The sequence below is a fragment of the Heliomicrobium sulfidophilum genome, from assembly GCF_057715735.1.
On record NZ_JBVTZZ010000005.1, the window covers coordinates 124,488 to 146,242 of the forward strand.

Genomic DNA, 21,755 nt, shown 5'->3' on the forward strand with positions numbered 1-21,755 from the left:
AAATTGTAATCGAATCCGTTTTTCTCGTCAATGTGCTCTACAAAAACGGTTGATACAATCTATCGCGAAAGTCAATTCTCTCTTTATTAAAAAAAATTATCTTCAAAAAGCGCTAAAATGTATACGCAGAAGATAACCATTCGCTCAAAGGCGCTGCCGGGAGGATTTTTCTTCCCATTAAGAGAAAAATATGCTATAACGCCAATGAGGGCCCCTCCCCCGACTCCATTGTATCCAGGCTGACCAGGGAAAAGGGGCTTCCCCTTGATGCGACATCTGGGGTGCAGAGCCGTTTATTTCAACAAATTTGCCTATAATCAATCAATTTGCACCATCTCGATATAAGGCATCGCTGAACCACTTCGTCACCGAGTACAATCACATGGTTCGTGAGTGCGAAACAGATATCCCTATCCGCTTTAAGGACCGTTCATCGCATTAATGCGTTAATCACGTTAATCATGTTCATCGCGTTCATCGCGTTAATCACAGGATGGAATCGGCAATAGAAATAACCGCGCGGGGAGTGCTTTCCGATGAAACCGCTATTGGACATCATCCACAACGAGTTGACCGATGACTGGAGCGAGAAAAACCAGCAAGCCTTTCAGTCCCTCTTTGGCGCGAACGGCGGCCGTTACCCGGACAAAGCGAAAAAATCGGTGGCCCTCCGTGCGCCCGGTTTCAATAAGGGCTCTACCGGCGTGCCTTTTTCCGCCTATATTCATCCGTCCAATCCCGATTCCGGCGCGTATGGCGGCATGAGTTTTGTCCTCTTCCCGGTGGAAGACGCGCCTTGCCTGGTGGCGCTCGTGGTGGGCACGCAGGGATTAAGCCCCGATGAAGAGGTGCTGTCCCGGCCCGGTCACGGGCGCAAGGTGGCGGCCATCTGCCGCTGGCTCAACCGTTCGGTCGGCAAGGGACAGATGTTGGCCTGGGCCAAGCAGGAGCCGGTCCGCACCGACTTGGACGTGCCCGAAGGCATCCGCCGGATGTTTCCGGCCTACCGGTCTGTCTTTGACCGCTACGGCAAGGTGATTTACGGTTTTTATGCGCCGATGAAAGAATATGGGGAAAAAGATACGGAAGTGGCGCTCAAGGCTTTTTTGGATCTCTTTTTCTCCGAACGGGGGCAGTATCCCTTAAAGGCGGCGGAAGCCGAGGCGGAGCGGATTCGCGGCGACTACTTTGCCCACCTCATGCCCGATGCCGGTGAAGCGGAAGTCCGGCAGTTGCTGGCCGAGCGCCGCTTTGTCATCCTCCAGGGACCGCCGGGGACGGGCAAAACGCGGATGGCCCTGCGGCTGAAAGAGACGGCCTATGGCGGAAGCGGCATGACCGTCCAGTTTCACGCCAACACGACTTATGAACAATTCGTCGGCGGCCTCGCGCCCGTGGAGTCTGACGGGGCCATCGGCCTTCAGTTTGCGCCCCGGAAGGGTTTTCTCATGGAGGCGGCGGAAGCGGCCCAGGCGGCCTTCGCAAACGGGGGAAAGCCGTACCTGTTGCATATCGATGAGATCAACCGGGCCGATTTGGCCAAAGTCCTCGGTGAGGCGATTTATCTGTTGGAGGCGCAAGCGGAGACGCCGCGCCGGGTCTCCCTCCCCTACGATTTCGGCGCGCCTTTTGGCCGAGAACTGTCGCTCCCGGAGAATCTACATATCCTGGGCACGATGAACAGCGCGGACCGGAGCATCGCCATCGTCGATGTGGCCGTGCGCCGGCGCTTCGCCTTTGTGAAGCTCTGGCCGCAGTACCGGGTCGTCGAGAGCCAGTCCGGCCCGCTGATGAAAAAAGCCTTCATCGATCTCCTGTCCATCTTCGTCGAGTACGCCAGTGACGACGCCTTGGCCCTCGTGCCCGGTCACTCCTATTTTCTTGAAGCGGACGATACGCGGGCGGCGCAAAAACTGCGCACCAACCTGTCGCCGCTGTTGGAGGAGTATCTGGCCCAGGGCTATGTGGCCGGTTTTGAAGAAGCCATCCGTTCCTATCTGCAATGGGTGGAGAGCCTATGAGCCGGACGGGCGCTCGGGCCGGCAAGTCGCCCCTCCGGCCGGTGGAGGCCGGCGAGAAAGTCTGTTTTGCCGTCGATGATTCGTCAGCGGTGCGGCTTCCCGCCGATTTTTTGCTGCGCGGGGGCGCGCCGCGCGATCCGCAGCCGATGACGGCGCGCCTGGCCCACCAGTTCGTGCGCATCAACCAGGGGCTGCTCCGCAACTTCGGCATCACGGCCGATGTGGGCTACGATGGCCGGGAGGTGGAACTGCGCCTGCAAACGGGCAGCCGCGTGGGCGCGATCCCGCTGTTGTCGCCCACCAGCGGCAAGCCCGACTACGGCCTGGTGGTGCAGCCCCGCTTTGACTGGCCCGGCATCGGTCCCATGCTGGCCCGGATGGGTTGGCGCGTCATTCCCGAACCACTGCGACTGCCTATGCTTCCCCGCTCCGACCGGAAGGTGCCGCCTTGGGTGCTGTCAACGATGGTGCTCTTTCGCATTCGCGCCATGTTGGAACGGCTACAGCGGCGCTTTACCATCGGCGAAGCGGAACTGACAGCGCCCAGGGGGACCGTCGACTGGGGGCGCTACGCCCGGACCAAAGTGCCCACCGGTCGATGGTTGGAGGTCCCTTGCCGCTTTCCGGACTTGCGCGACGATGCCGCGTTGTTGGGCGCCCTGCATTTTACGCTGCGCCGTCAACTGGCCAGCCTGGAGAGCCAGCGGGCGACGGGGACGGTGGTGCTCCCGCTGATCGCCCTCTGCCAGGGCCTGCTCGATCGGGTGCGCCATGTGCCGCCCCGCCGTCCGACCGACCGCGACCGGCTGCTCTGGCTGCGCACGCCCTTGCAGACGGAGGTCTTTCGGGACGGGCTGCGGGCGATGGAGTGGACCATCGACGAACGGGGACTGGCCGGTCTCGCCGAACATACCGGTCTCCCCTGGGTGATGTCGATGGATGCCTTTTTTGAAGCCTGGTGCGAATATGTGGTGACGGAATTGGCGCGCCACTTTGGGGGGCGTGTCCGTGCCGGCCGGCTGCGGGAGACGGTTACACCTCTGCTCTGGGAACCGTCCTTTACCGGATCACAGCGCTTTTTGATGCCAGATCTGGTGTTGGAGCGAGACGATGAGACGATCATCATCGACGCCAAGTACAAGAGCCACTGGGAAGAGTTGAGCCAGGACCGCTGGTTTGACCTGGAGACAACAGTTCGAGAGCGCCACCGGAACGACTTGTTGCAGGTGCTCGCCTATACGACGTCTTATGCGACGAAACGAGTGACCGCCTGCCTGCTCTATCCCTGCCGGAAGGCAACCTGGGACTCGTTGCGGCAGCGCGGTCGACTCGTTCACCAGGCCGGGTTGCACGCGGGCGTTCGGGAGGTGAGGCTGTTGTTGGCGGCGGTGCCCTTTGATGTGGTGGTGGATGGGGTGGTTGGGGAGATTGGGAGGGTGGTTATGTATCAATTAAACGCGAGAAATGTATTAATTACACTTTAGAAAGACTATAATTTACCATTGGTTTTACTCCATTATTCTTTAATCGTACAGATCATCTTCAACCGAATCTTCATCCGAATCATCATCATATGTTACTGCAGTCTGTTTATAGGAATTAATTTCTTCAAGTATTCGAGTTAGTTCCTGATTATCTGGCATTTCAGCTAGTCCTCTTTTTATATACGTCATGTGGAAAGTCGGCGCGATGGAAAAACCGGAACGCGTTGTGTTTCGTGTTGTGGAGCGGACCATCTTATCGAATGGCCAATATTTGCTGCTTCCTCATTTGGAAGTGGCAACATACTGGACTTCGCTTCCCGATTCACCGGAAGAGATCATCCGATTATATCGGGATCACGGAACCAGCGAGCAATTCCATAGTGAGTTAAAGACAGACCTTGATCTGGAACGGTTGCCCAGCGGTAAATTGAAGGTCAATGACCTGGTGTTTCATTTTGGCGCCGTCGCCTATAACCTGCTTCGCATCGTCGGTCAAATGAGCCTACACCATCTCGACGCCCCTTTGAAAAAGAAAGATCAGACCCAACGGCGCCGCATCCGAACGGTGCTCCAAAATCTCATCACGCTGGCCTCTCGCCTGGTCAAGCATGCGCGACGAGTGAAGCTTCGGCTTGGGGCGCATAGTCCCTGGTATGCAACGTTCCGGGATCTTTACGCCGCGTTTGCCTAAACGAGGCAACTCATTCCGAACCTTGATTTCAACATCGAGCGCCCTCTGAGAAAGTCACTGGGCTAGCTTTGCTATACTTTTTTCATGCGCTATCCTGATTATCGAGACCCGCTTGAAGACTACTATTCCCGTAGGTTGAATATTATTAAGCTCAGATTTGTTCAACAATTCTTTGATAACTTTTGTACGAAACTCTTGATTTGGTTTTAATCCTTGAATAATTTCTTCAAAACTATAATATTTTCGAAGGGTTGAGCAAATAATTGCCGCCAATGGATGCCCTTGAACTAAATTAAGGATTGTTTGCGGTATGTGGGGTTTCTCAACAGTATTTACAATATCATAATATCTTAAACAGTTCTCAAATATTTTTTCCACAAACCTGTTTTTTAATGGTTTTAACTTAAACGGAAAATAACTTTGTTTTAACTTCTGAGGAAGATTTATTTTAATGTCACTAATTATAATGATTTTTATTTGGCTTTTTTTGTCAATAATGTCGTATATAAATTCCTCAATTTTATTGCTGTCAAAATTATTCTTTAGCATTAAAAAGTGAAATTCATCCAACACAAATAACTGCACTTGCAATAAAAGTGTCTCTTTAATAATTGATGCTATTCTATCTGGATCGTTAATTAGTAACCTCGGGTCAATTCTAAGTTTTAATTTCTCAGAAATAGTTAATAAGAACCTTTGATATCCCATGTTTCTAATTGCAACAATTTTTAAAACTTTAATATTAGTTTTTTCTTGTCGAAGAAAATGATCAATTAAAGATGTTTTACCAATGCCTTTAATTCCATCTAAATAAAATATTTTTTTATCCGAATCAAAGAATCCTCTTAAAGCATAAAATGCGAAACCTCTATTAACAAACTCAGTATTCGGAATTGCATCTATTTCATCATCCGTAATTCTAGAATAAAATTGCTCACAATAGTTTACTTTTTTAATCGATGCACCATTTGTTTGCAATGTATTTTCTTTGTGAGATAAAGCCAACAATACCTTTAATATAAGAGTTTGATCTTTATGCGTTTTAAGAAGGGAGATCAAGGTGCTTCGGACGTGATTAATTAAAGATAGTCTTAAATCACCAGGAGATAGAAAATCACTTGAAATAGCAACGGCATCGATTAACTGAAAGGCTTCTTTTTTGGTAGCCCTACCACCTTCAAGCATATCATATAGTTTTTTTAATTTAAAACTTAAAAATTTACTAAAATCAACTAATCTAACATACGTTGAGACAAACTCTTTAATTTCAGTTACAGAATTTATATTTAAGCCTTTTAGCTTCTCGATATAGTTTCCTACTATTGGATTCATAGATTCATATAAAATAGGTGTCATGAACAGTCCTTCTATGGGCTGGTACACTTTAGTTGTGTGTGTTTTTTCAAATTGACCAAACAAATCAATTTGAGCACCAATTATTATTTCTTGATTATTTATATCCTGTGTTCCATCTTTTACTAAAAAGAGGTTATCTGACTTAAAACCGCGTCTTGCAAATATTTTTGATCCACCATATTCAGCTGTATTGCAATAAACTGTTGGGACCTCATTAATTAATTTCACTTGTGCAAATTGGGAAAATGGTGTTACTGTTGGAGAGTATGAAGGAATAATAATTATATCGGAATCATCCAATCCATTCTCATGTAATACTTTGAACTTTTCATCGCTTATAGCATCTATACATAAAAGTACCGCAAGTTTTACCGATACACCGGGATAATCTATCGATATCACTTTCCAGTCATCATTGACAACCATTTCTCCTTCCCATTTTGATCGATTCATTTTCTTTACTACGTGCGTTATTTTGGGTGCGAATATTGGACAAATAGACTTACGAACACAGTCCTCAATTGGTTCACCGTCTAACATACCTTCTATCAATAATTCACAATGGTTGTAAGTTTCAATACTTTCATCGTCTATTGTAACTGAATGAGATCCGGCTACAATAATTATCTCTTTGCTATTTGCGTATTCATAGCATAATTTTAATAATTCCATTGGAATTGAGTACTCAGGAAATACCACTAAATGAATTTGATTGTTGCAACAGTAATCCAGGATATTTTTAACTTTAATCCATTGATTAGATATATTATAATATTTATTTTGCCTCCTAAGTAATCGTATCTCGTTAGAAAGTGAAAGATAAAGTACCGACTCCTCAGTTTCTTCGAATAACGTGGGCTCTTCCAAGCAACTACCCTTTTGCCCCACATAGGACGGTAAATAATTAATCTGGGCTAATGCAACTCTTAGTTTATGTTCCATAAATATTACACCTCAATGAATCATGATAAAATATAGTATAATAGATTATTAGCGGGAAATTTGTCGTATTATGACGATTCGAATATTTTTTTTATGGGCAAGAATTAGCACACGTTTTTTGATTCTCTACCCCTTCCCTACCAGGAACACCATCTCAAATCTTAGATAATACACCCCTATCTTTTCACCTCACTGTTTTCTCTTATTTATATCTAAATCACTTTATAGTATCAAAAAAAACAAGCTACTTAAGAAAAGTAGCTTGTTGAAAAAATTAATACTCATTCGGCAGCGTCTTCAACTGCGCCAAACTAAACACCGGCCCATCGAGACAAACAAAGCAACTCCCGATGTTGCACCGCCCACACTTCCCGATGCCGCACTTCATCCGCATCTCCAGGGTGGTGATGACGTTCTCCGGCGTGAAGCCCAGCTTGTCGAGGACGCCCAAGGTGAACTTGATCATGATCGGCGGACCGCAGAGGATGCAGACCGTGTTCTCCGGGCTCGGGTACAACTGTTCGATGAAGGCGGGGACGAAGCCCACATTCCCCTTCCAGTTGTCGTCGCCCCGGTCGACGGTGACGGAGACCTTGAAGTCGGGCACTTTTGGCCAGGTCTCGAAGAGGTCGTATTTGAAGACCAGGTCGTCATAGGTGCGGGCGCCGTAGATCAGGTGCAGGTTGCCATAGTCTTCCCGGTGGTCCACACAGTAGCGGACAACGGAGCGGACTGGCGCGAGGCCGATGCCGCCGCCGATGAAGAGGACGTTCTTCCCTTTCATCGCTTCCATGTCAAAACCATTGCCGTAAGGTCCCCGGATGCCGACGGTCTGACCTTCGCAGATTTCGTGGAGCTGCTCCGTGAGCAGGCCCACTTTTTTTATGGAGATTTGCAGGTGATCGGGCGCGTCAGTGGCCGAGAACATGGCCTCGCCGACACCGGCCAGGGAGAGCATGGCCAATTGGCCCGGCCCGGTGTGAAAGGGAGCGGCCGGTTGGCCGTCTTCGCCGATGGTGGAGACACAGAAGGTCTTTACATCGGAAGTCTCTTCGATGATCCGGGTCACCCGCGCCTTCATGGGCACCAGCGGGTTGATGCGTTTCACATCATCCACTGTCGCCAAAGGCAGGGGATTCGCGGCGTTCGCGTGATTCATAAGATCAGCCATCGATCTTCGCCTCCCTCACCTGCTGGATCACGTCGGTGATCTCCAGGTTGACGGGGCATTTGGCGATGCAGCGCCCGCAACCGGTGCATTGAAGTTTGCCGTAGCGTTCGGGGAAGTAGCGGAGCTTATGCATGAAGCGCTGGCGGACACGCTCCTTTTTCGAGGGGCGTGGGTTGTGCCCGCCGGCCATCAAGGCGTATTCGGAGTACATGCAGGTGTCCCAGCACTTGATCTTGACGCCGCAGTGGGCGTTGCGCTTCTTATCAGAGATGTCGAAGCAGTGGCAGGTGGGGCAGATATAGGCGCAGGCGCCGCAGTTGAGGCACTTGCGGCTGAAGGCGTCCCAGAGGGGGTGGTCGAACATCTGTTGCAGCTTCTCGGTGACGCCCTCGGCGTCGACCTTCAGGACAAAGTCGCCTGTCGGCAGGGGAGCTTTGTCCGATTCTACGAGCAGACCGGCGGCTTCCAGGGCGCTCACCAGCGCCTCCCCTTTGGCCCTCCGGGCCGCGATGCCGTAGGCGTCGCCCAGGTCGAACAGCTGGGCGTCCGAGGCTGCATGCTCGGCCGGATTGACGCCCATGGCATAGCAGAAGCAGTCCGGGCCAGGGGTGACGCAGCCCAGGGTGACGAGGGTGGCCTCCTCCCGCTTCTTGGCGTAGTAGTCGTCCACATAGCCGCGGGTCAGGAAGACATCGTCGAGGCAGAGGATGCCCTGCATGTCACAGGAGCGCAGGCCGAAGAGGATCTGGGGCCCCACTGACGGGTCGACGGGCGTGAATTCGCCGTCGATGCCGTAGGCGCTGTATTCATAGATCTTTTCCGTCGCCGGAAAGAGGGCTCCCTTGGGGCTCATGACGGTGTTGGCGCTGAGTTGGACCTCCCGGTCGGGGCCGTAGGGCGCGAAACGGGAGACGCCGGCGACGACCGAGGGGACCCAGAGGGTGGCCTGCTTCGCCAGGGTGTCCAGTACCGCCGTCAGTTTGTCTTTGGGAAAGGCTTTCAACAATGCTGCACCTGCCTTCCGTTTACCTTAGAAGAACGCATCGCTGCGAAAAATCGTTACATAAACGCTTCCGTTACATAAACTCTTCCGGATCATCGAGCTTGAAGGCGCCCAGCGGCGGCTTTTCCTCCGCCTTGACACCGGCGTCATAGGGGCCGAAGAGTTCGTTCAGATCGCCGATCAGCTTGCGGTTCATGGCCATGATCGGGATGTCCATGGGGCAGACGCGCTCGCACTCGCCGCACTCGACACAGCGGCCAGCCACATGCATGGCCCGGGTGATGCCGAAAAAGGCGTTGTCCGTCGGCGTGGCCGCCTTGTTGACCCAGTTCTTTTTATCGGAATCGAAGATGCACTCGCGGCAGTTGCAGGCCGGGCAGATGTTGCGGCAGGCGTAGCAGCGGATGCACTTTTCGTTTTGGCCTTGCCAGAAGGCGTAGCGCTCGTCGGGGCTCATCTTTTCGATGGCCTCCACCTGGGCGAAACGGTCCGCCTGTTTGCTGCCAACGCCGCGCCCTTTCGCCGCCTCGGCGGTCGCCCCAAACGGCGCTGCGTTAGGCTCGGTCGTGACGGTCACCGCGCCGATGGTCCGGTCGGCCAGGACCGGGTTCGGGTAACGGCATTCGAGGCACTTGGCCAAGAGGGGCAGTTCCTGCGCCTGGCGGGGATCGGTGACCGCGCCCTTGTCGCCCATGCCCGGGCAGGGGACGCCGATGACGACGATGTTTTCGCGCTTTACTTGGTTGTCCTGGACGAGGCGGACGATGCCGCGGCTGTCGCAGCCCTTGACGAAGATGGCGATCTTGTCCTGGCTGTCGCGAAAATCCAAGAGCAGGCCCGTCAGGTTATTGACGGCGAATTCGTCATAACAGAGCCGGTCGGCTTCTTCCGGCTTCGTGATGAAGACCGGCGGGGTCAGGTACCAGCGGCTGCCCTTGGTCCAGCCGAAGAGGCCCTTCACTTCGCCGGAGGCGAGCAGTTCCCGGGCGAGGTCGCCCATCTCCTGGGTCAGTTTCGCGTTGATATCGCGCATGTTGTCGCTCATAGCTCCTCCCTCAGCTTCCGGTTCGGCCCGAGGGCCTTCACCTCTTCCGCCATCTGGGTGACTACGTCGCGGAACTTGGGCGCTTCCGCCCCCGAGATCCAGCGGGCCTGGAAGCGGCGCGGGTCGATGCCGGAGAATTCAAGGAGCCGCTGGAAGAGCAGGAAGCGGCGGCGGGTGAAGTAGTTGCCGGTGGCGTAGTGGCAGTCGCCGGGGTGGCAGCCGGCCACGAGGACGCCGTCAGCGCCTTTTTGAAAGGCCCGCAGCACGAACTGGGGGTTGGCCCGGCCCGAGCAGGGGACCCGGATCAGTTTCACGTTCGGGGGGTATTGCATCCGCGAGAGGCCGGCCAGGTCGGCGCCGGCGTAGGTGCACCAGTTGCAGGCGAAGCCGACGATGTTGGGCTCCCAGTTAGGATCAGGCGCACTCGTCGCGCCGGAGAGTCCGGTTGCGCGGGAGTCGCCTGCGCCGGGGGCGCTGGCTGCGCGGGAGGCGCTGGCCGTCCCGGCAGAACCCGTAGCGGGGGCAGCGCCGCTCGCACAGGTCCCACAGGCTGCGGCGGCGGCGTTTTGACCGCCGGCCCCCTGCCCCGCCGCGTTCACTTTTTTCTCATCTACCGCTGACACAGGGCATCCACCTCCGCGAGAATTTGATCGTTGCTGAAGCCTTTTAGGTTCATGGCGCTGGAGGGACAGGCGACGGAGCAAGCGCCGCAACCCTGGCAGAGGCCCTGGTTGACGCTGGAGACCTTGCGCTCGCGCGTGCCGCCGTGGACCCGCTCGCTGATCGACTTCAGTTCAATCGCCTTGTAGGGGCAGATGGAGACGCAGAGGCCGCAGCCGGAGCAGTAGGCTTCGTCACAGCGGGCCGTCTGGGCTTCCGCCGTCAGTTCTTTTTTCGAGAGAAGGCCCGCCGCCTTGACGGCAGCCGCCGAGGCCTGGGCGACCGAGTCGGGGATGTCTTTCGGCCCCTGGCAAGCGCCGGCCAGGAAGATGCCGGCCGTGTGGGTCTCCACCGGACGCAGCTTGGGATGGGCTTCCGTAAACCAGCCGTGCTGGTCGTAGGAGATGCCGAGGGTGCGGGCCAGGTCCTTGGCGTCCTGCTGCGGGTCCATGCCGGCGGCCAGGACGACCAGGTCGGCCTCGATCTCGACGGGGCGGCCGAGCAGGGAGTCTTCGCCGCGTACAATTAATTTGTCGCCCGCCTGGAAGATCTTCGAGACGCGGCCCCGGACGTACTGGGCGTCGTACTCGTTCTGGGTGCGGGCGTAGAATTCTTCGTAGTTCTTGCCGGCGGTGCGCACATCCATATAGAAGATGTAGGACTTCGATGTGGGGATCTTCTCTTTGATCAGCGTGGCGTGCTTGGCTACATACATGCAGCAGGCCCGGGAACAGTAGGGGCGGCCCTTTGCCTCATCGCGGGAGCCGACACACTTGATAAAGACGATCTTTTCGGGGACTTTGCCGTCGGAGGGGCGCTTGATCTTGCCCATGGTGGGGCCGGAGGCGTTCATCAGGCGCTCCAGGTGCAGGCCGGTGATCACGTCGGGGATGCGGCCGGCGCCGTACTCTTCATACTGGGAGATGTCGAACTGGTCAAAACCGGTGGCGACGACGATGGAGCCGAAGCGCTCGACGATGAGCTCGTCTTTTTGTTCAAAGTCGACGGCGCCGGTGGGGCAGACTTTTTTGCAGACGCCGCATTTGCCCTCCAAGAGGTAGCGGCAGTTTTTGGCGTCGATGACGGGCTTGTTCGGCACCGCCTGGGGGAAGGGCACATAGATGGCCTTGCGCGTGCCCAGGTTCATCTCAAACTCGGAAGAAACCTTTTTCGGGCACTTTTCCGAGCAGAGGCCGCAGCCGGTGCACTTGTCCACGTCCACATAGCGGGCTTTCTTGCGGATGGTCACATCGAAATTGCCGACGAAGCCGTCGACAGCCTGCACCTCGGCGTAGGTGACGATCTCGATGTTGGGGTGTTGGGCCGCCTCGACCATCTTCGGCGTCAGGATGCAGGCCGAGCAGTCGAGGGTCGGGAAGGTCTTGTCGACCTGGGCCATTTTGCCGCCCATGGAGTGCTCCCGATCCAAAAGGGTCACGGGGTAGCCGGCGTCGGCGATGTCGATGGCCGCCTGGATGCCGGCGATGCCGGCGCCGATGACGAGGGCCCGCTTGGTCACGGGGATGGTCGTCGAAAAGAGGGGCTCGTTTTTGGCCACCTTGGCCACGCCCATGCGGGTGATGTCGATGGACTTGTCGGTCCCTTTGGTCTTGTCGGCGTGGACCCAAGAGCACTGCTCCCGGATGTTGACCTGTTCCACCATATAAGGGTTCATGCCGGCCCGCTCGGCGCACTTGCGGAAGGTCGGTTCGTGCATGCGCGGGGAGCAGGCGGCGACGACGTAGCCGTCCAGGTTGTGTTCGCGGATGGCCTCCTGGATCATCACCTGGCCCGGTTCGGAGCACATATACTTATAGTCGCAGGCGAAGACGACGCCGGGAAAATCTTTGGCGCTTTCAGCGACTTTGGCGCAGTCGACCGTGTTGGCGATGTTGGTGCCGCAATGACAGACAAAAACCCCGATTCGTTTCACGCCGTTTCCCTCCTCACCGCTCCGCCGGGGCCGGGGCAGCCGGTTTTTTGATCAGGGCCGTCGCCTCTGTAAAGTGACGGTTGATGCCCAGTTCTTCCGCAGGCAGGCCGAAGGCCGCGCCCATCAGTTCCGTGAAATAGTAGATCGGCAGGCCGAGTTCCATGCCGAGGACCTTCTCCGCCTCTTTCTGGCGCATATCCAGGTTGGAGGTGCAGAGCGGGCAGGGCGTGGCGATGCAGTCGGCGCCGGCTAACTTTGCGTATTTGAGCACTTGGGCCGTCATGCCCACCGCCGCATAGGGGCGGGTGATGGCGAGGCTGCCGCCGCAGCACTCGGTCTTGTAGGGCCATTCCACCGGCGTGGCGCCCAGGGCCGAGATGAGGCGGTCCATCATCATCGGGTTTTCCGGGCTGTCGATGGCCAGATCGGCGGGCTTCACCAGCAGGCAGCCGTAATAGCAGGCGACTTTCAGGCCGTTCAGCGGCTTGACGACGGCCTTCTGGAGCGTCTCGGGATCCAGGTCGTTGGCGAAGACCTCCAAGAGCGCCCGGGCCTTGGCCGTGCCTTTGATCTCCATCTCGATGACCTCGGCCACGTCGCGGCGCTCGGCTGCGTCGGCGACGGCCCGTTCGGAGGCCTTCATCCGCTGGTAGCAGGCAGCGCAAGGGATGGCGATATCGGTGAGCCCCGCTTGCTCGGCCAGGGCGAGGTTGCGCGCCGGCAGGGCGATGCTGAGCAGGTGGTCGCGGTTGTGGGCCGACGAAGCGCCGCAGCAGTTCCAGTCGGGGATTTCGACGAGTTCGATGCCGAGGCGGCGGGCGACGGCTTTCGTCGACATTCCGTATTCGATGCCGGTGCCGCTGGCCGAGCAGCCGGGGTAGAGTCCGTATCTCACTTGTTGCCACCTCGCTTCTTCTTGACGTTGGCGAAGATGCGGGCCACCGCGTCCGGGTTCTGGTTTTTATGAGGCAGGATGCTCAACTTGCCCTGGCTCAAGAGGCCCGGCGCGTGAAGGGCGTCCTTGAAGAGCTGGCGAGAGAGAATGTTGAAGCGGGCCATCAGACCCACCTCGTGCAGGCGTCCGTTGCTTTGGACCGATTGCAGGAACAGGTCGTGAAAGAGGTCGGCCTCCTGGTCGGAAACGAGGCCCTGCTTTTTCGCTTCGATACGCAGCGCTTCCATTACCTTGGCCGGGTCGACCTGGCGCGGGCAGCGGCTGGAGCAGGTCTCACAGCCGGCGCAGGCCCAGATGCTGTAAGTGTGGAGGGCTTCCTGAATGAGGCCTGCCTGGACCATCCGGATGATCTGGCGGACCGTGTGTTCCATGGCGAACGCCGCCGGGCATCCTGCCGAACACTTGCCGCACTGGTAGCAAAGGGAGATGTCGGCGCCATAGGCCTCTTTTAAGCGGTCACGAAAGCCCTGGCTGGACACCACCGTCGTGGAGAGTTGGACCGGTCCCATAAAACGACCTCCCGTCGGTTTGAAGAATGAGCCACATAAAAAAAACCAGGCGGACTCGCTTTGTATACATAATACATGCGAGTTGCTGGAACCGAAGCCCTTGGCAAGGTGAAACTTCAGTGCTGTCATTTGTTTGATCGTTGATTCGATGCTTGGCGCAGTTTTCCCTCTAATCTGAAAGTAATCATTTTCACTAAGCGAATGTGGTATTTTTCGGTCATTGGCGCCGCTGTGCCTTTATTTTATAACATCAAAATAGTAGAAACAAGGATGAGGCTTGCTGCTTTTGGATGCTTCTTATTTCCATACAGCTGTTGTAGGATAGGGAAGAAAAGAAAAAGCTCGCTCCGCGAATCGGACGAGCTTTCGTTGAATTTTGTTCCTCTATGAATTACTTCTGTAAGAATGTCTTTTCAATGATGTCGACGAGTCCGGCGGCGTTGTTGATGTCGCAGCAGGGAACGCCGATGTCAAAGGGGGTGTCCGAGGCGATCGCCACCAGTTCCTCAGGGCTGCAAAGCAATTCTCGCTCCATGCAGGCGCGGTAAACCTCGATCTTCGGTTTGTTACCCCGTTTATACCCCTCGGTGAGGATGATGTCTACATCGACGATGCGGGCGATGACCTCGTCGAGAGCGCGTTCCCGCTCAGTTTTCTCGATCATGGCCACCTTGCCGGGGGACGCGATGACGACCACATCGGCGCCGGCCTGGGCGTGGCGCCAGGTGTCCTTGCCCGGTTTGTCGATGTCAAAGCCATGGACGTCATGCTTGATCGTCGCCACCCGGTAGCCGCGCCGCTTCAGTTCCGGCAGCAGCTTTTCCAGCAGCGTCGTTTTGCCTGAGTCAGAGGTTCCGACGATGGATAACACAGGGATGTTCTGCATGTGGGCCTTCTCCCCTTTTTTCCCTACTTACTTTGCCTTGGTTATATGTAGCTGTTCCGCTTGGGCAGCCAAAAGACGGTCGTCTCCCGTCCGGCCGGCCAGTCCTGGACGCCGGCAGGGACCTCCACCAGGCAGTTGCTTTCCAAAAAAGATCGCATGCCGCCACACTTCTGGTTTTCCAGCAGTTTGACCCTAAGCCGCCCCTCCCGCTCCTCCGCCTGCCCCCACAAAAAGCCGCGCAATCCCTTGCGCTTTGTCAAAGGGGCAGCCAGCAGAGTTGTCGATTGGGGTAACGTCCATGAACGACCGGACAGCGCCGCAATCGCTGGCGCTACCAGCAGCAAAAAGAGGATGGCCGCTCCGGCCGGGTTGCCCGACAGGCCGATGAGCAACCGCCCTTCCATGGAAGCGGCGACGGCGGGCGCTCCGGGTCTTATTGCCACCTTCCAAAAAAGCATCTCCGCGCCCATCGCGTGGAGGGCATCCTTGACCACGTCGTGATCGCCCGCCGAAACGCCGCCGGTGGAAAGGATCATGTCCAGTCCGGCTTCCAAACCGGCGCGGAAGGCGGCGGCGACAGTCTCCTGCTGATCGACTGCCGTCCCCAACAGGACCGGCTCGCCGCCGGCCTCCCTCACCAAGGCAGCCAGTGCGTAGACGTTGGTCGGGCGGATTTTGCCGCGAGGCGGCGTCCCCTTTCCTTCCCAAAGTTCATCGCCCGTGCCGATGAGGCCGATGCGGGGCTTTCGGCGCACAAGGACGGGGTCGCAACCCAGGGCTGCTAAAAGGCCCATCTCCGGCGCGCCGATAACCGTTCCCGCCGGAAGAACCACTTCGCCGGGGCGGTATTCCTCCCCGCTCGGGGCGATGCCCTGTCCAGGGAGAACCGGTTGATGGAAAAAGACAACTGTGCCTGCATGATTCTCTGCGAAGCGATTGTCTGCTGCGCCGATCTTTGTTAAACCCTTCTCCGATCCGGCGGTGGTCCATTCATGACCGACGACCGCGTCAGCCCCCTCCGGCAACGGCGCTCCCGTCATCACCTTGATCGTCCTTCCGGCAGTGACCGGTTGGGTGGCTTGGTAGCCGGCCGGCACCGCTTCTAAGAGGACCAGTTCGACGGGCTGCTCCGGCGAGGCCTTGGCAAGGTCGCAAGTCTTGACGGCGTAACCGTCCAACGCCGACCGGTCGAAGGCGGGAAAGGCCGCTTGCGCCCGAACCGTTCCGGCGATCGTCCGGCCCTGGGCGTCGATAAGGGAGACGGCCTCTGCAGGCAGCGGCGTTATTTTTTCCAGGAGCAACGCTCGCGCCTCTTCCAGCGGGATCAACACCCGGCCATAGTGACCGGCCTGCCGCGCTTCCTCCTCCCTCACCGTTCACCCTCCTCCCCTCCGGTGATGCGCCAGGGGTGACTGTACACGTTCATCCGCTTTCCCCGCACAAATCCGACGACCGTCATCCCCAACTGCTCGCCCAGCCGGACGGCTACGTCTGTCGGGGCCGAACGGGAGGCGATCAGGGGGATGCCCATCTTGGCCACCTTCAGCAAAATCTCGGAGGAAATCCGGCCTGATGTCAGGAACAGCTTGTCGTCTGTGGCGATCTGTTCACGCAGACAGGCGCCGGCGATCTTGTCGGCGGCGTTGTGGCGACCGATGTCCTCCCGGTAGAGCAGGAGCCGGTCCGTCTCGCAAAGGGCCGCCGAATGGACGCCGCCCGTCTCGCGATAAAGGCCGGAAAGGGCTTGCATTTCGGCCATGCGCGATAGGAGTTGTCCGGCCGTGACGGCTGTTCCGACAGCTTCGAGGCTGCGTGCGTGGCGGGCGTCGGTCACATCGTAAAAGGTGACGCCTTTGCCGCAGCCGGTCGTGATATATCGCTTCATGAATGTCTTGCCGGCCGTCCGGACGGACTCGGCTTCCACAAAAACCTGCCCGTTTTCGTAGTCTCCCCGCAGGGCTTTCACTTGTTCCGCCCCTTGGAGAAAGCCCTCGGCAGCCAGAAAGCCGACTGCCAGGTCTTCCATATGTTCCGGGCTGGCCAGCAGGGTGACCAGTTCCTCTCCGTTCAGATAGAGGGTCAGGGGCCACTCCCGGACGAGCTGCTCCTCCCGCTCGACGCGTTCTTCGACGCATTCCGCAATTCGTTCCTCAGTTCCATTTTCGACTTGTTCCTCCACACAACTCGCGACTCGTCCCAAGCCGATCGCTCCTGTTCCCGTCAACTCCGGGACAGTGACGCGCAAGGCTATGATGCGTTCGACCCGCCGGTCATTCGCCTCTTGCCCCTTTGCTTTTTTTTTTCTGCCGGACCTTCTTCCACCGCTTCTACCTCCTTCCCACCGCGACGCATTTCGTCCGCGCGTGATCTTTCCCAGAGAACCTTATGTTAGGTCCTAACGCTATTTTCCGTCACAACGTGGGCGACCCCTTCCGCCGCCGCCAGATCGGCCGGCGTGTTGACATTGAAGAAGATCCGCTCCGGATCGCCCCACCGGCACAGCAAGGCTTCTCCGGCATAGCGAACGCGGACCTGGGGGTAGAAGGAGATGATTTTGCGGATATCGCTGTGCAAGCAGGCCTCGATGGGCTGAATGCAAGTTTTTGCGTAGACGGCGAACAGGGGCTGCAGGTAATCGCGCCATTGGGGGACGACCACATCATAGCCAGGGGCCAGTTCCAGCAGCGCCTGAGCCAGCGGCGCTTCGACGAAAGGCATGTCACAGGCGAAGACGATGTTATCCCGGTAAGGGGAGGCGAGTAAACCGGCGTGGATGCCGCTCAAAGGACCCTTGGCAGGGATGATGTCCTGTGTCAATCGAACGTTCAGATGCCGGTAATCATCGGGGTTGTTGGTTACAACGATGATTTCGGCCACCACCGGCCTGAGTTTCTCGATGATCTGCGCGATGATCGATTTTCCATGGACAGCGACGAAGGCCTTGTTGCGGCCCATCCGGGAGTTGCGTCCGCCCGACAGGATGATGGCCGCTGCGTGCATGCTGCTCGTTTCTCGATCCCCCCCGATCCTCGTACTCTGAAAAACCTGCCCGTCGCTTCCCTTCCTTTCGCTTCGCTACTCCCCGCAAAGGCATCCGCAAAAGGGATAAAGCCATCGAATGCGCCGAAAACTAACAGCGGCGTGTGACTAATGAAGGGAGGCGGCCTATGGCGCGTCGCAGACCCGTCATGTCAGAGCAGCTCAAGTATGAACTCGCTCGGGAACTCGGCTTCGCCGATGTGGTCGAACGGGAAGGTTGGGGCGGCGTCACCACCCAGAACGCCGGCAGCCTCGTCCGGGCCGCCATCGAAAGGGCCGAACGCTCCGTGACGGCTCCCCAAGCTTGACCATCACGCGCCGGCCAGAGCGGATCAGCAATCCTGCTCTGGCTTTGCCTTATCTGCATGATTTGCCTTTTTGACAGGAGAGGGGGCCCCTCGCCTTAGCCTTGCCCTGCTTCGGCTTGGCCCGGTGGCTGGGGCGGCCCTTCGTGTCTCAGTTTGTCCGGAAGGCTTTTTTCCCGCATCGATCCAGTATACAATCTACTTCAGGCTCTGGAGCTTGCTGTTGGTGGCGCTGACGCCGATGCTCGGCAACTGGTTGATCCGTGATGAGGGCTCGGCCAGGCCGAGACCGGAAAAGGAAGAGGCAAAATAAGCGCCTAAGCCGAGGGAGAGCGCCGAGAGCAGGACCGCGCTCACCAGGGCCAGATCGTATTGACTGGGATCGAAGAGGTAAGGGTAAATATCCCACCGGTAATCGGCAAAATCATTGAAGAGGACCCAGGCGGCCACGGCGGCCCAGACCTGCCGGGAGTAGCGCAATCGCGGCCAGAAGAGGAGCGCCTGGAGGGCCATGCCGAAGTGGGACAGGCCGAGCATCCAGTTCTCCCAGGTCGGTCCGGCTATCAGGGCCGCATCGATATTGATGATCACCGCCCAGAGCCCGTACTTGACCAGGACGACCGGCGCCAAGCACTCCAGCCAGGGCCAGCGGATCCCCAGCAGCAATAGCGCCAGCAGAAGTGTGAAGTCTCCCGAGGCGAGCGGGCTGTCCGGCACCAACGGCCAGAGGTGAAGCCCTGTCTCCGCCAGTTGCATGCGGTACCACCAGAAGCCGTAGAGGGTCCCCAGGAAGTTGACGGCGATCAGCGCCATTGTCGCCTCCGAAGAAAAGAGCCAGGCAACCAGGGGATGATCCTGCCACGTTCGTTGTCTCGTCATATCTACATCGTTTCCCCCTTAGTCGATCGCAAACCGCTCCACCCGGATCAGCCCTTTCGCCCTGTCATAGAGAACAACGCTGCCCCGCCGTTCATCTTTCGGCTTTCCCACCGAGCCGGCGCCGATGATGTAGCGTTTGCCGGGATCCAGGGTATAGAGCCCCGTCTCCGGCAAGGCCACCGTCTCGATGTGGCCATCGTTTCGGCAGGCAAAGGCGGTGACTCGGTGCTCATGGCCATGAAAACAGACGGCAAAGTCGCGGACGCGGAAGTTTCGCCAGGCCGCCTCCTCCCCATTCACCCGCTCATGGAGAGGATCGCGCGGGCCGCCATGGACGAAGAGCAGGTCGCCGTCGACGATCTCCTCGGGCCAGGCGGCGTAGTAATCCCAAAGGGGCACCGGGATCTCCGGCGGCCGCCGGTGGGACAGCATGTAGGCGTCACAATTGCCCCGCACCGCCAGGGCACCTTCGGCCGCCAAAGCCTGCAAGCACTCGGGCATGCCATCGGTGTCACGGTATCCCGGAACATCCCCCAGAAAGATGATGCGGTCCACATCGTGCAGCAGGCGCAAAGCCTTTTGCAGCGCCTCCGGCTTTCCGTGCGCATCGGCGAGGATTCCGTATCGCATGGTCCACTCTCCTCCCTTTCCGGCTGAGCGACTACAGTTCAGTAAAAGGATCCTGACTCTCCCGATGGACGATCACCTGGAGACGTGATTTCTCTCGAACCGTCCCCTTTTCCCGCGCCGTGGCCTTTTCCCGGGCCGCCCTCTCTTCCAGGTAGGCGGCCAGCGCCTCCAAGACAGGCTGTTCGGTGGCAAAATGACCGGCGTCAAAGAGATCGATCCCCAGAGCCTGGGCCGACTGGGCCTCATGATACTTGATGTCGCCGGTGATGAGCGCCTGTGCGCCTTTAAAATGGGCGCGGGCGATGGCCGATGCGCCGGAGCCGCCGCAGACGGCGATCTTCTCCACCCGCCGCCCCTTGTCGGCGCCGGTCCAGCGAACCCGGCCCACGGCGAGGCTCTTTTTAATTCGCTCGGCCACCTCTTCGATCGTGGCCGGTTCCGGCAAGCGGCCCATGCGCCCGAGGCCGGTCTTTTCGCCGGTGTTCAGCAACGGATAGAGGTCATAGGCGACCTCTTCATAGGGATGGGCCTTCAGCATCGCCTTCAAGACGCGGTTCAACGCTTTTTTGGGGACGATCGTCTCCAAGCGCAGCTCTTCTACCTCTTCCAAGACACCTTTGGCGCCGATGAAGGGATTCGTCCCTTCGAGGGGCAAAAAAGTCCCCTTCCCAGCGCTGCGGAAGCTGCAATGAGAGTAATTGCCGATATGTCCTGCGCCGGCGTCGCCGATGGCCTGGCGGACTGCCGCCTCATGCTCGACCGGGACGAAGACGGCGATCTTGACCAGTTCCTCCTGTTTATCATCAAAGAGCGGCTCAATCGCCTCCAGGCCGAGTCTTCTGGCCAGGATGTCGTTGACGCCGCCCCGGGCCGAATCAAGGTTGGTATGGGCGGCATAGACCTGCAGATCGGCGTCGATGATGGCTTTGAGCAACCGTCCCTGCGGTTGATCCCAGCGCAGTGCCTTGACCGGTTTGAAGAGCAGCGGATGGTGAGCCACGATCATCTGGCAACCCTGTTCCACCGCCGCTTGGACGACCCCTTCGTCCACGTCAAGGGCTACATAGACCTTCTCCACGGGGCGAGCGGGATCGCCCACCTGGAGCCCCACATGGTCCCAATCTTCAGCCAACCCTTTCGGCGCCAGCCCTTCGATCCATTCAATTATGCGCGCGCAAGCAATAGCCATGCTTTCACCCTTTCTAAGGCCTTGATGCGGGATCCGATCCGTTCCATCTTCGCCTCGTCCGGCTGCCGGGCCTGTTGAAGGCCGGCAAGGGCCCGCCTTTCCCGCTCCATCCGTTTTTCGACGACCGGGAGCAGCAGCGGATGCCGCCGAGCAAGCAGCAGGGGGCCTAAATCCCAGTAGAGTTCCTCGGCTGCCTCATTCGTTTCAGGACCGAAGATCATCCCGATACTTTCTGTATGGACATGCCCATCCCGTTCCAGCCCGGCCATGTCCACTCGTTCAGAGTGGGCGCCTGGTTCACCCGGTTCCAGCATGATCACCTCATAGATGCGAGGCCCTTCGGCCACCAGATCCTCATCGATGATCCGCCATCCCCGGTGATGGAGCCAGCGCCGCAGTTCGCCGGCGCCTTCGAGGGGCTGCAGGATGAGGCGGCTGACGCCAGCCAGTTTGCCGGAGGCGTCGCCTTCGGTTAAGATGGTCTGCATGGTGCCGCCGCCCATGCCAGCGATGACGATCGTGCCGACCTCACCCGGTTGCAACGGCGCCAATCCGTCGCCGGCCCGGATGTCGACCTTGTCTTTGACGCCATAGGCGGCCACATGCAGGCGCGCCGCTTCCAGCGGGCCGGGATGTACATCCACCCCCACCGCATGCGGGATGGTGCCGCTTTTGATCAGGTGGACCGGAATATAGGCGTGATCGGTGCCGATATCGGCGAGCGGCTTGCCAGGTAGCGCTAACTGCGCCAGCCGTTGCAGTCGAGGGCTCAGTTCCAAGAGAATCCATCCTTCGCAATCGTCTATACTTCTCAATCATCAATTCTTCACCGATGAGAAAAAGGGGTCGGAAACAGGCAGATAAACTGGGGCGAAAAAAACAAAAAGCAGGCCCGTGAAAAAGCAAAAACCCGTCTGCCGGTCAGGCAAACGGGCGAAGATGTGTATGTGGTGGGCCCACCAGGGATCGAACCTGGGACCAACCGGTTATGAGCCGGCCGCTCTACCGCTGAGCTATAGGCCCGTTCGACATCCCCAGGTGGGGGATGCCATAAAAA

At 57.5% G+C, this 21,755-nt stretch carries 19 protein-coding genes, 1 tRNA gene and 1 pseudogene; 4 read left to right on the plus strand and 17 right to left on the minus strand.

What is annotated here, in order from left to right; translation table 11 throughout:
- Nucleotides 1–536 precede the first annotated feature (536 nt).
- From AC0CW1_RS06340 to AC0CW1_RS06350, 3 genes and pseudogenes are all read left to right on the plus strand, one after another.
- Entirely contained in the window at nucleotides 537–2,021 is a 1,485-nt protein-coding gene (locus tag AC0CW1_RS06340; RefSeq protein ID WP_488182239.1) for an McrB family protein, read from the plus strand.
- Nucleotides 2,018–3,505 carry a 5-methylcytosine restriction system specificity protein McrC gene (locus tag AC0CW1_RS06345; RefSeq protein WP_488182240.1) on the plus strand — a complete coding sequence of 496 codons (1,488 nt, stop codon included), beginning with the start codon at nucleotides 2,018–2,020 and terminating at the stop codon, nucleotides 3,503–3,505. The genes AC0CW1_RS06340 and AC0CW1_RS06345 overlap by 4 nt, the downstream gene beginning before the upstream one ends.
- A 184-nt stretch (nucleotides 3,506–3,689) precedes the next feature.
- Nucleotides 3,690–4,196, plus strand: a pseudogene (locus AC0CW1_RS06350) (transposase); the annotation flags it as partial.
- A 54-nt stretch (nucleotides 4,197–4,250) separates the two neighbouring features.
- On the opposite strand, the gene AC0CW1_RS06355 reads toward AC0CW1_RS06350, so the two are convergent.
- The 12 genes from AC0CW1_RS06355 to mobA form a co-directional block, all read right to left on the minus strand.
- Nucleotides 4,251–6,494, minus strand: a complete 2,244-nt coding sequence (locus AC0CW1_RS06355; protein WP_488182241.1) for an ATP-binding protein — start codon at nucleotides 6,492–6,494, stop codon at nucleotides 4,251–4,253.
- A 274-nt stretch (nucleotides 6,495–6,768) separates the two neighbouring features.
- Nucleotides 6,769–7,665 carry an FAD/NAD(P)-binding protein gene (locus tag AC0CW1_RS06360; protein WP_488182242.1) on the minus strand — a complete coding sequence of 299 codons (897 nt, stop codon included), beginning with the start codon at nucleotides 7,663–7,665 and terminating at the stop codon, nucleotides 6,769–6,771.
- Entirely contained in the window at nucleotides 7,658–8,668 is a 1,011-nt protein-coding gene (locus tag AC0CW1_RS06365; RefSeq protein ID WP_488182243.1) for a 4Fe-4S dicluster domain-containing protein, read from the minus strand. The genes AC0CW1_RS06360 and AC0CW1_RS06365 overlap by 8 nt, the downstream gene beginning before the upstream one ends.
- A 73-nt stretch (nucleotides 8,669–8,741) precedes the next feature.
- The gene (locus AC0CW1_RS06370; RefSeq protein ID WP_488182244.1) at nucleotides 8,742–9,713 is read right to left on the minus strand and encodes a 4Fe-4S dicluster domain-containing protein; all 972 of its coding nucleotides are present in this window, start codon (nucleotides 9,711–9,713) and stop codon (nucleotides 8,742–8,744) included.
- Nucleotides 9,710–10,108 (minus strand): hydrogenase iron-sulfur subunit, encoded by a 399-nt coding sequence (locus tag AC0CW1_RS06375; protein ID WP_488184099.1) that lies wholly within the window; start codon nucleotides 10,106–10,108, stop codon nucleotides 9,710–9,712. Before AC0CW1_RS06375 ends, AC0CW1_RS06370 begins: the two co-directional genes overlap by 4 nt.
- A gap of 215 nt (nucleotides 10,109–10,323) precedes the next feature.
- A complete protein-coding gene (locus tag AC0CW1_RS06380) occupies nucleotides 10,324–12,306 on the minus strand; it encodes a 4Fe-4S binding protein (RefSeq protein WP_488182245.1) in 1,983 nt (660 codons plus the stop codon).
- A gap of 13 nt (nucleotides 12,307–12,319) precedes the next feature.
- Nucleotides 12,320–13,201: a CoB--CoM heterodisulfide reductase iron-sulfur subunit B family protein gene (locus tag AC0CW1_RS06385; protein ID WP_488182246.1), complete on the minus strand. Its 882-nt coding sequence runs from the start codon at nucleotides 13,199–13,201 to the stop codon at nucleotides 12,320–12,322.
- Nucleotides 13,198–13,770, minus strand: a complete 573-nt coding sequence (locus AC0CW1_RS06390; protein ID WP_488182247.1) for a 4Fe-4S dicluster domain-containing protein — start codon at nucleotides 13,768–13,770, stop codon at nucleotides 13,198–13,200. The genes AC0CW1_RS06385 and AC0CW1_RS06390 overlap by 4 nt, the downstream gene beginning before the upstream one ends.
- A 391-nt stretch (nucleotides 13,771–14,161) precedes the next feature.
- Entirely contained in the window at nucleotides 14,162–14,656 is a 495-nt protein-coding gene (gene mobB, locus AC0CW1_RS06395) for a molybdopterin-guanine dinucleotide biosynthesis protein B (protein WP_488182248.1), read from the minus strand.
- Nucleotides 14,657–14,697: 41 nt separating this feature from the next.
- Complete coding sequence (locus AC0CW1_RS06400; RefSeq protein WP_488182249.1) at nucleotides 14,698–16,029, minus strand: molybdopterin molybdotransferase MoeA; 1,332 nt, start codon at nucleotides 16,027–16,029, stop codon at nucleotides 14,698–14,700.
- Complete coding sequence (gene fdhD / locus AC0CW1_RS06405; protein WP_488182250.1) at nucleotides 16,026–16,856, minus strand: formate dehydrogenase accessory sulfurtransferase FdhD; 831 nt, start codon at nucleotides 16,854–16,856, stop codon at nucleotides 16,026–16,028. The genes AC0CW1_RS06400 and fdhD overlap by 4 nt, the downstream gene beginning before the upstream one ends.
- Before the next feature lie 188 nt (nucleotides 16,857–17,044).
- Entirely contained in the window at nucleotides 17,045–17,656 is a 612-nt protein-coding gene (mobA, locus tag AC0CW1_RS06410) for a molybdenum cofactor guanylyltransferase (protein ID WP_488182252.1), read from the minus strand.
- A 167-nt stretch (nucleotides 17,657–17,823) separates the two neighbouring features.
- Here mobA and AC0CW1_RS06415 point away from each other — a divergent pair, with 167 nt between their 5' ends.
- Entirely contained in the window at nucleotides 17,824–18,003 is a 180-nt protein-coding gene (locus tag AC0CW1_RS06415; RefSeq protein WP_488182253.1) for a protein sspF, read from the plus strand.
- A 195-nt stretch (nucleotides 18,004–18,198) separates the two neighbouring features.
- On the opposite strand, the gene AC0CW1_RS06420 is transcribed toward AC0CW1_RS06415, so the two are convergent.
- The 5 genes from AC0CW1_RS06420 to AC0CW1_RS06440 all read right to left on the minus strand — a co-directional run bounded on the left by AC0CW1_RS06420 (nucleotide 18,199) and on the right by AC0CW1_RS06440 (nucleotide 21,721).
- Nucleotides 18,199–18,879: a DUF1405 domain-containing protein gene (locus AC0CW1_RS06420; protein WP_488182254.1), complete on the minus strand. Its 681-nt coding sequence runs from the start codon at nucleotides 18,877–18,879 to the stop codon at nucleotides 18,199–18,201.
- A gap of 18 nt (nucleotides 18,880–18,897) precedes the next feature.
- Nucleotides 18,898–19,509, minus strand: coding sequence for a metallophosphoesterase family protein (locus AC0CW1_RS06425; protein WP_488182255.1), 612 nt, complete (start codon nucleotides 19,507–19,509; stop codon nucleotides 18,898–18,900).
- A 31-nt stretch (nucleotides 19,510–19,540) separates the two neighbouring features.
- Nucleotides 19,541–20,698, minus strand: coding sequence for a Nif3-like dinuclear metal center hexameric protein (locus AC0CW1_RS06430; RefSeq protein ID WP_488182256.1), 1,158 nt, complete (start codon nucleotides 20,696–20,698; stop codon nucleotides 19,541–19,543).
- The gene (locus tag AC0CW1_RS06435) at nucleotides 20,674–21,477 is read right to left on the minus strand and encodes a tRNA (adenine(22)-N(1))-methyltransferase (protein ID WP_488182257.1); all 804 of its coding nucleotides are present in this window, start codon (nucleotides 21,475–21,477) and stop codon (nucleotides 20,674–20,676) included. Before AC0CW1_RS06435 ends, AC0CW1_RS06430 begins: the two co-directional genes overlap by 25 nt.
- 169 nt (nucleotides 21,478–21,646) lie before the next feature.
- Nucleotides 21,647–21,721: transfer RNA gene (locus tag AC0CW1_RS06440), tRNA-Ile, on the minus strand.
- Nucleotides 21,722–21,755 lie beyond the last annotated feature (34 nt).

Bases quoted from the DNA above. Each gene is read 5' to 3' on its own strand.
- AC0CW1_RS06415 (WP_488182253.1), top strand. From the start codon at position 17,824: ATGGCGCGTCGCAGACCCGTCATGTCAGAGCAGCTCAAGTATGAACTC.
- AC0CW1_RS06425 (WP_488182255.1), bottom strand. From the start codon at position 19,509: ATGCGATACGGAATCCTCGCCGATGCGCACGGAAAGCCGGAGGCGCTG.
- AC0CW1_RS06370 (WP_488182244.1), bottom strand. From the start codon at position 9,713: ATGAGCGACAACATGCGCGATATCAACGCGAAACTGACCCAGGAGATG.
- AC0CW1_RS06430 (WP_488182256.1), bottom strand. From the start codon at position 20,698: ATGGCTATTGCTTGCGCGCGCATAATTGAATGGATCGAAGGGCTGGCG.
- AC0CW1_RS06360 (WP_488182242.1), bottom strand. From the start codon at position 7,665: ATGGCTGATCTTATGAATCACGCGAACGCCGCGAATCCCCTGCCTTTG.
- AC0CW1_RS06355 (WP_488182241.1), bottom strand. From the start codon at position 6,494: ATGGAACATAAACTAAGAGTTGCATTAGCCCAGATTAATTATTTACCG.
- AC0CW1_RS06420 (WP_488182254.1), bottom strand. From the start codon at position 18,879: ATGACGAGACAACGAACGTGGCAGGATCATCCCCTGGTTGCCTGGCTC.
- AC0CW1_RS06390 (WP_488182247.1), bottom strand. From the start codon at position 13,770: ATGGGACCGGTCCAACTCTCCACGACGGTGGTGTCCAGCCAGGGCTTT.
- mobA (WP_488182252.1), bottom strand. From the start codon at position 17,656: ATGCACGCAGCGGCCATCATCCTGTCGGGCGGACGCAACTCCCGGATG.
- AC0CW1_RS06345 (WP_488182240.1), top strand. From the start codon at position 2,018: ATGAGCCGGACGGGCGCTCGGGCCGGCAAGTCGCCCCTCCGGCCGGTG.
- mobB (WP_488182248.1), bottom strand. From the start codon at position 14,656: ATGCAGAACATCCCTGTGTTATCCATCGTCGGAACCTCTGACTCAGGC.
- AC0CW1_RS06340 (WP_488182239.1), top strand. From the start codon at position 537: ATGAAACCGCTATTGGACATCATCCACAACGAGTTGACCGATGACTGG.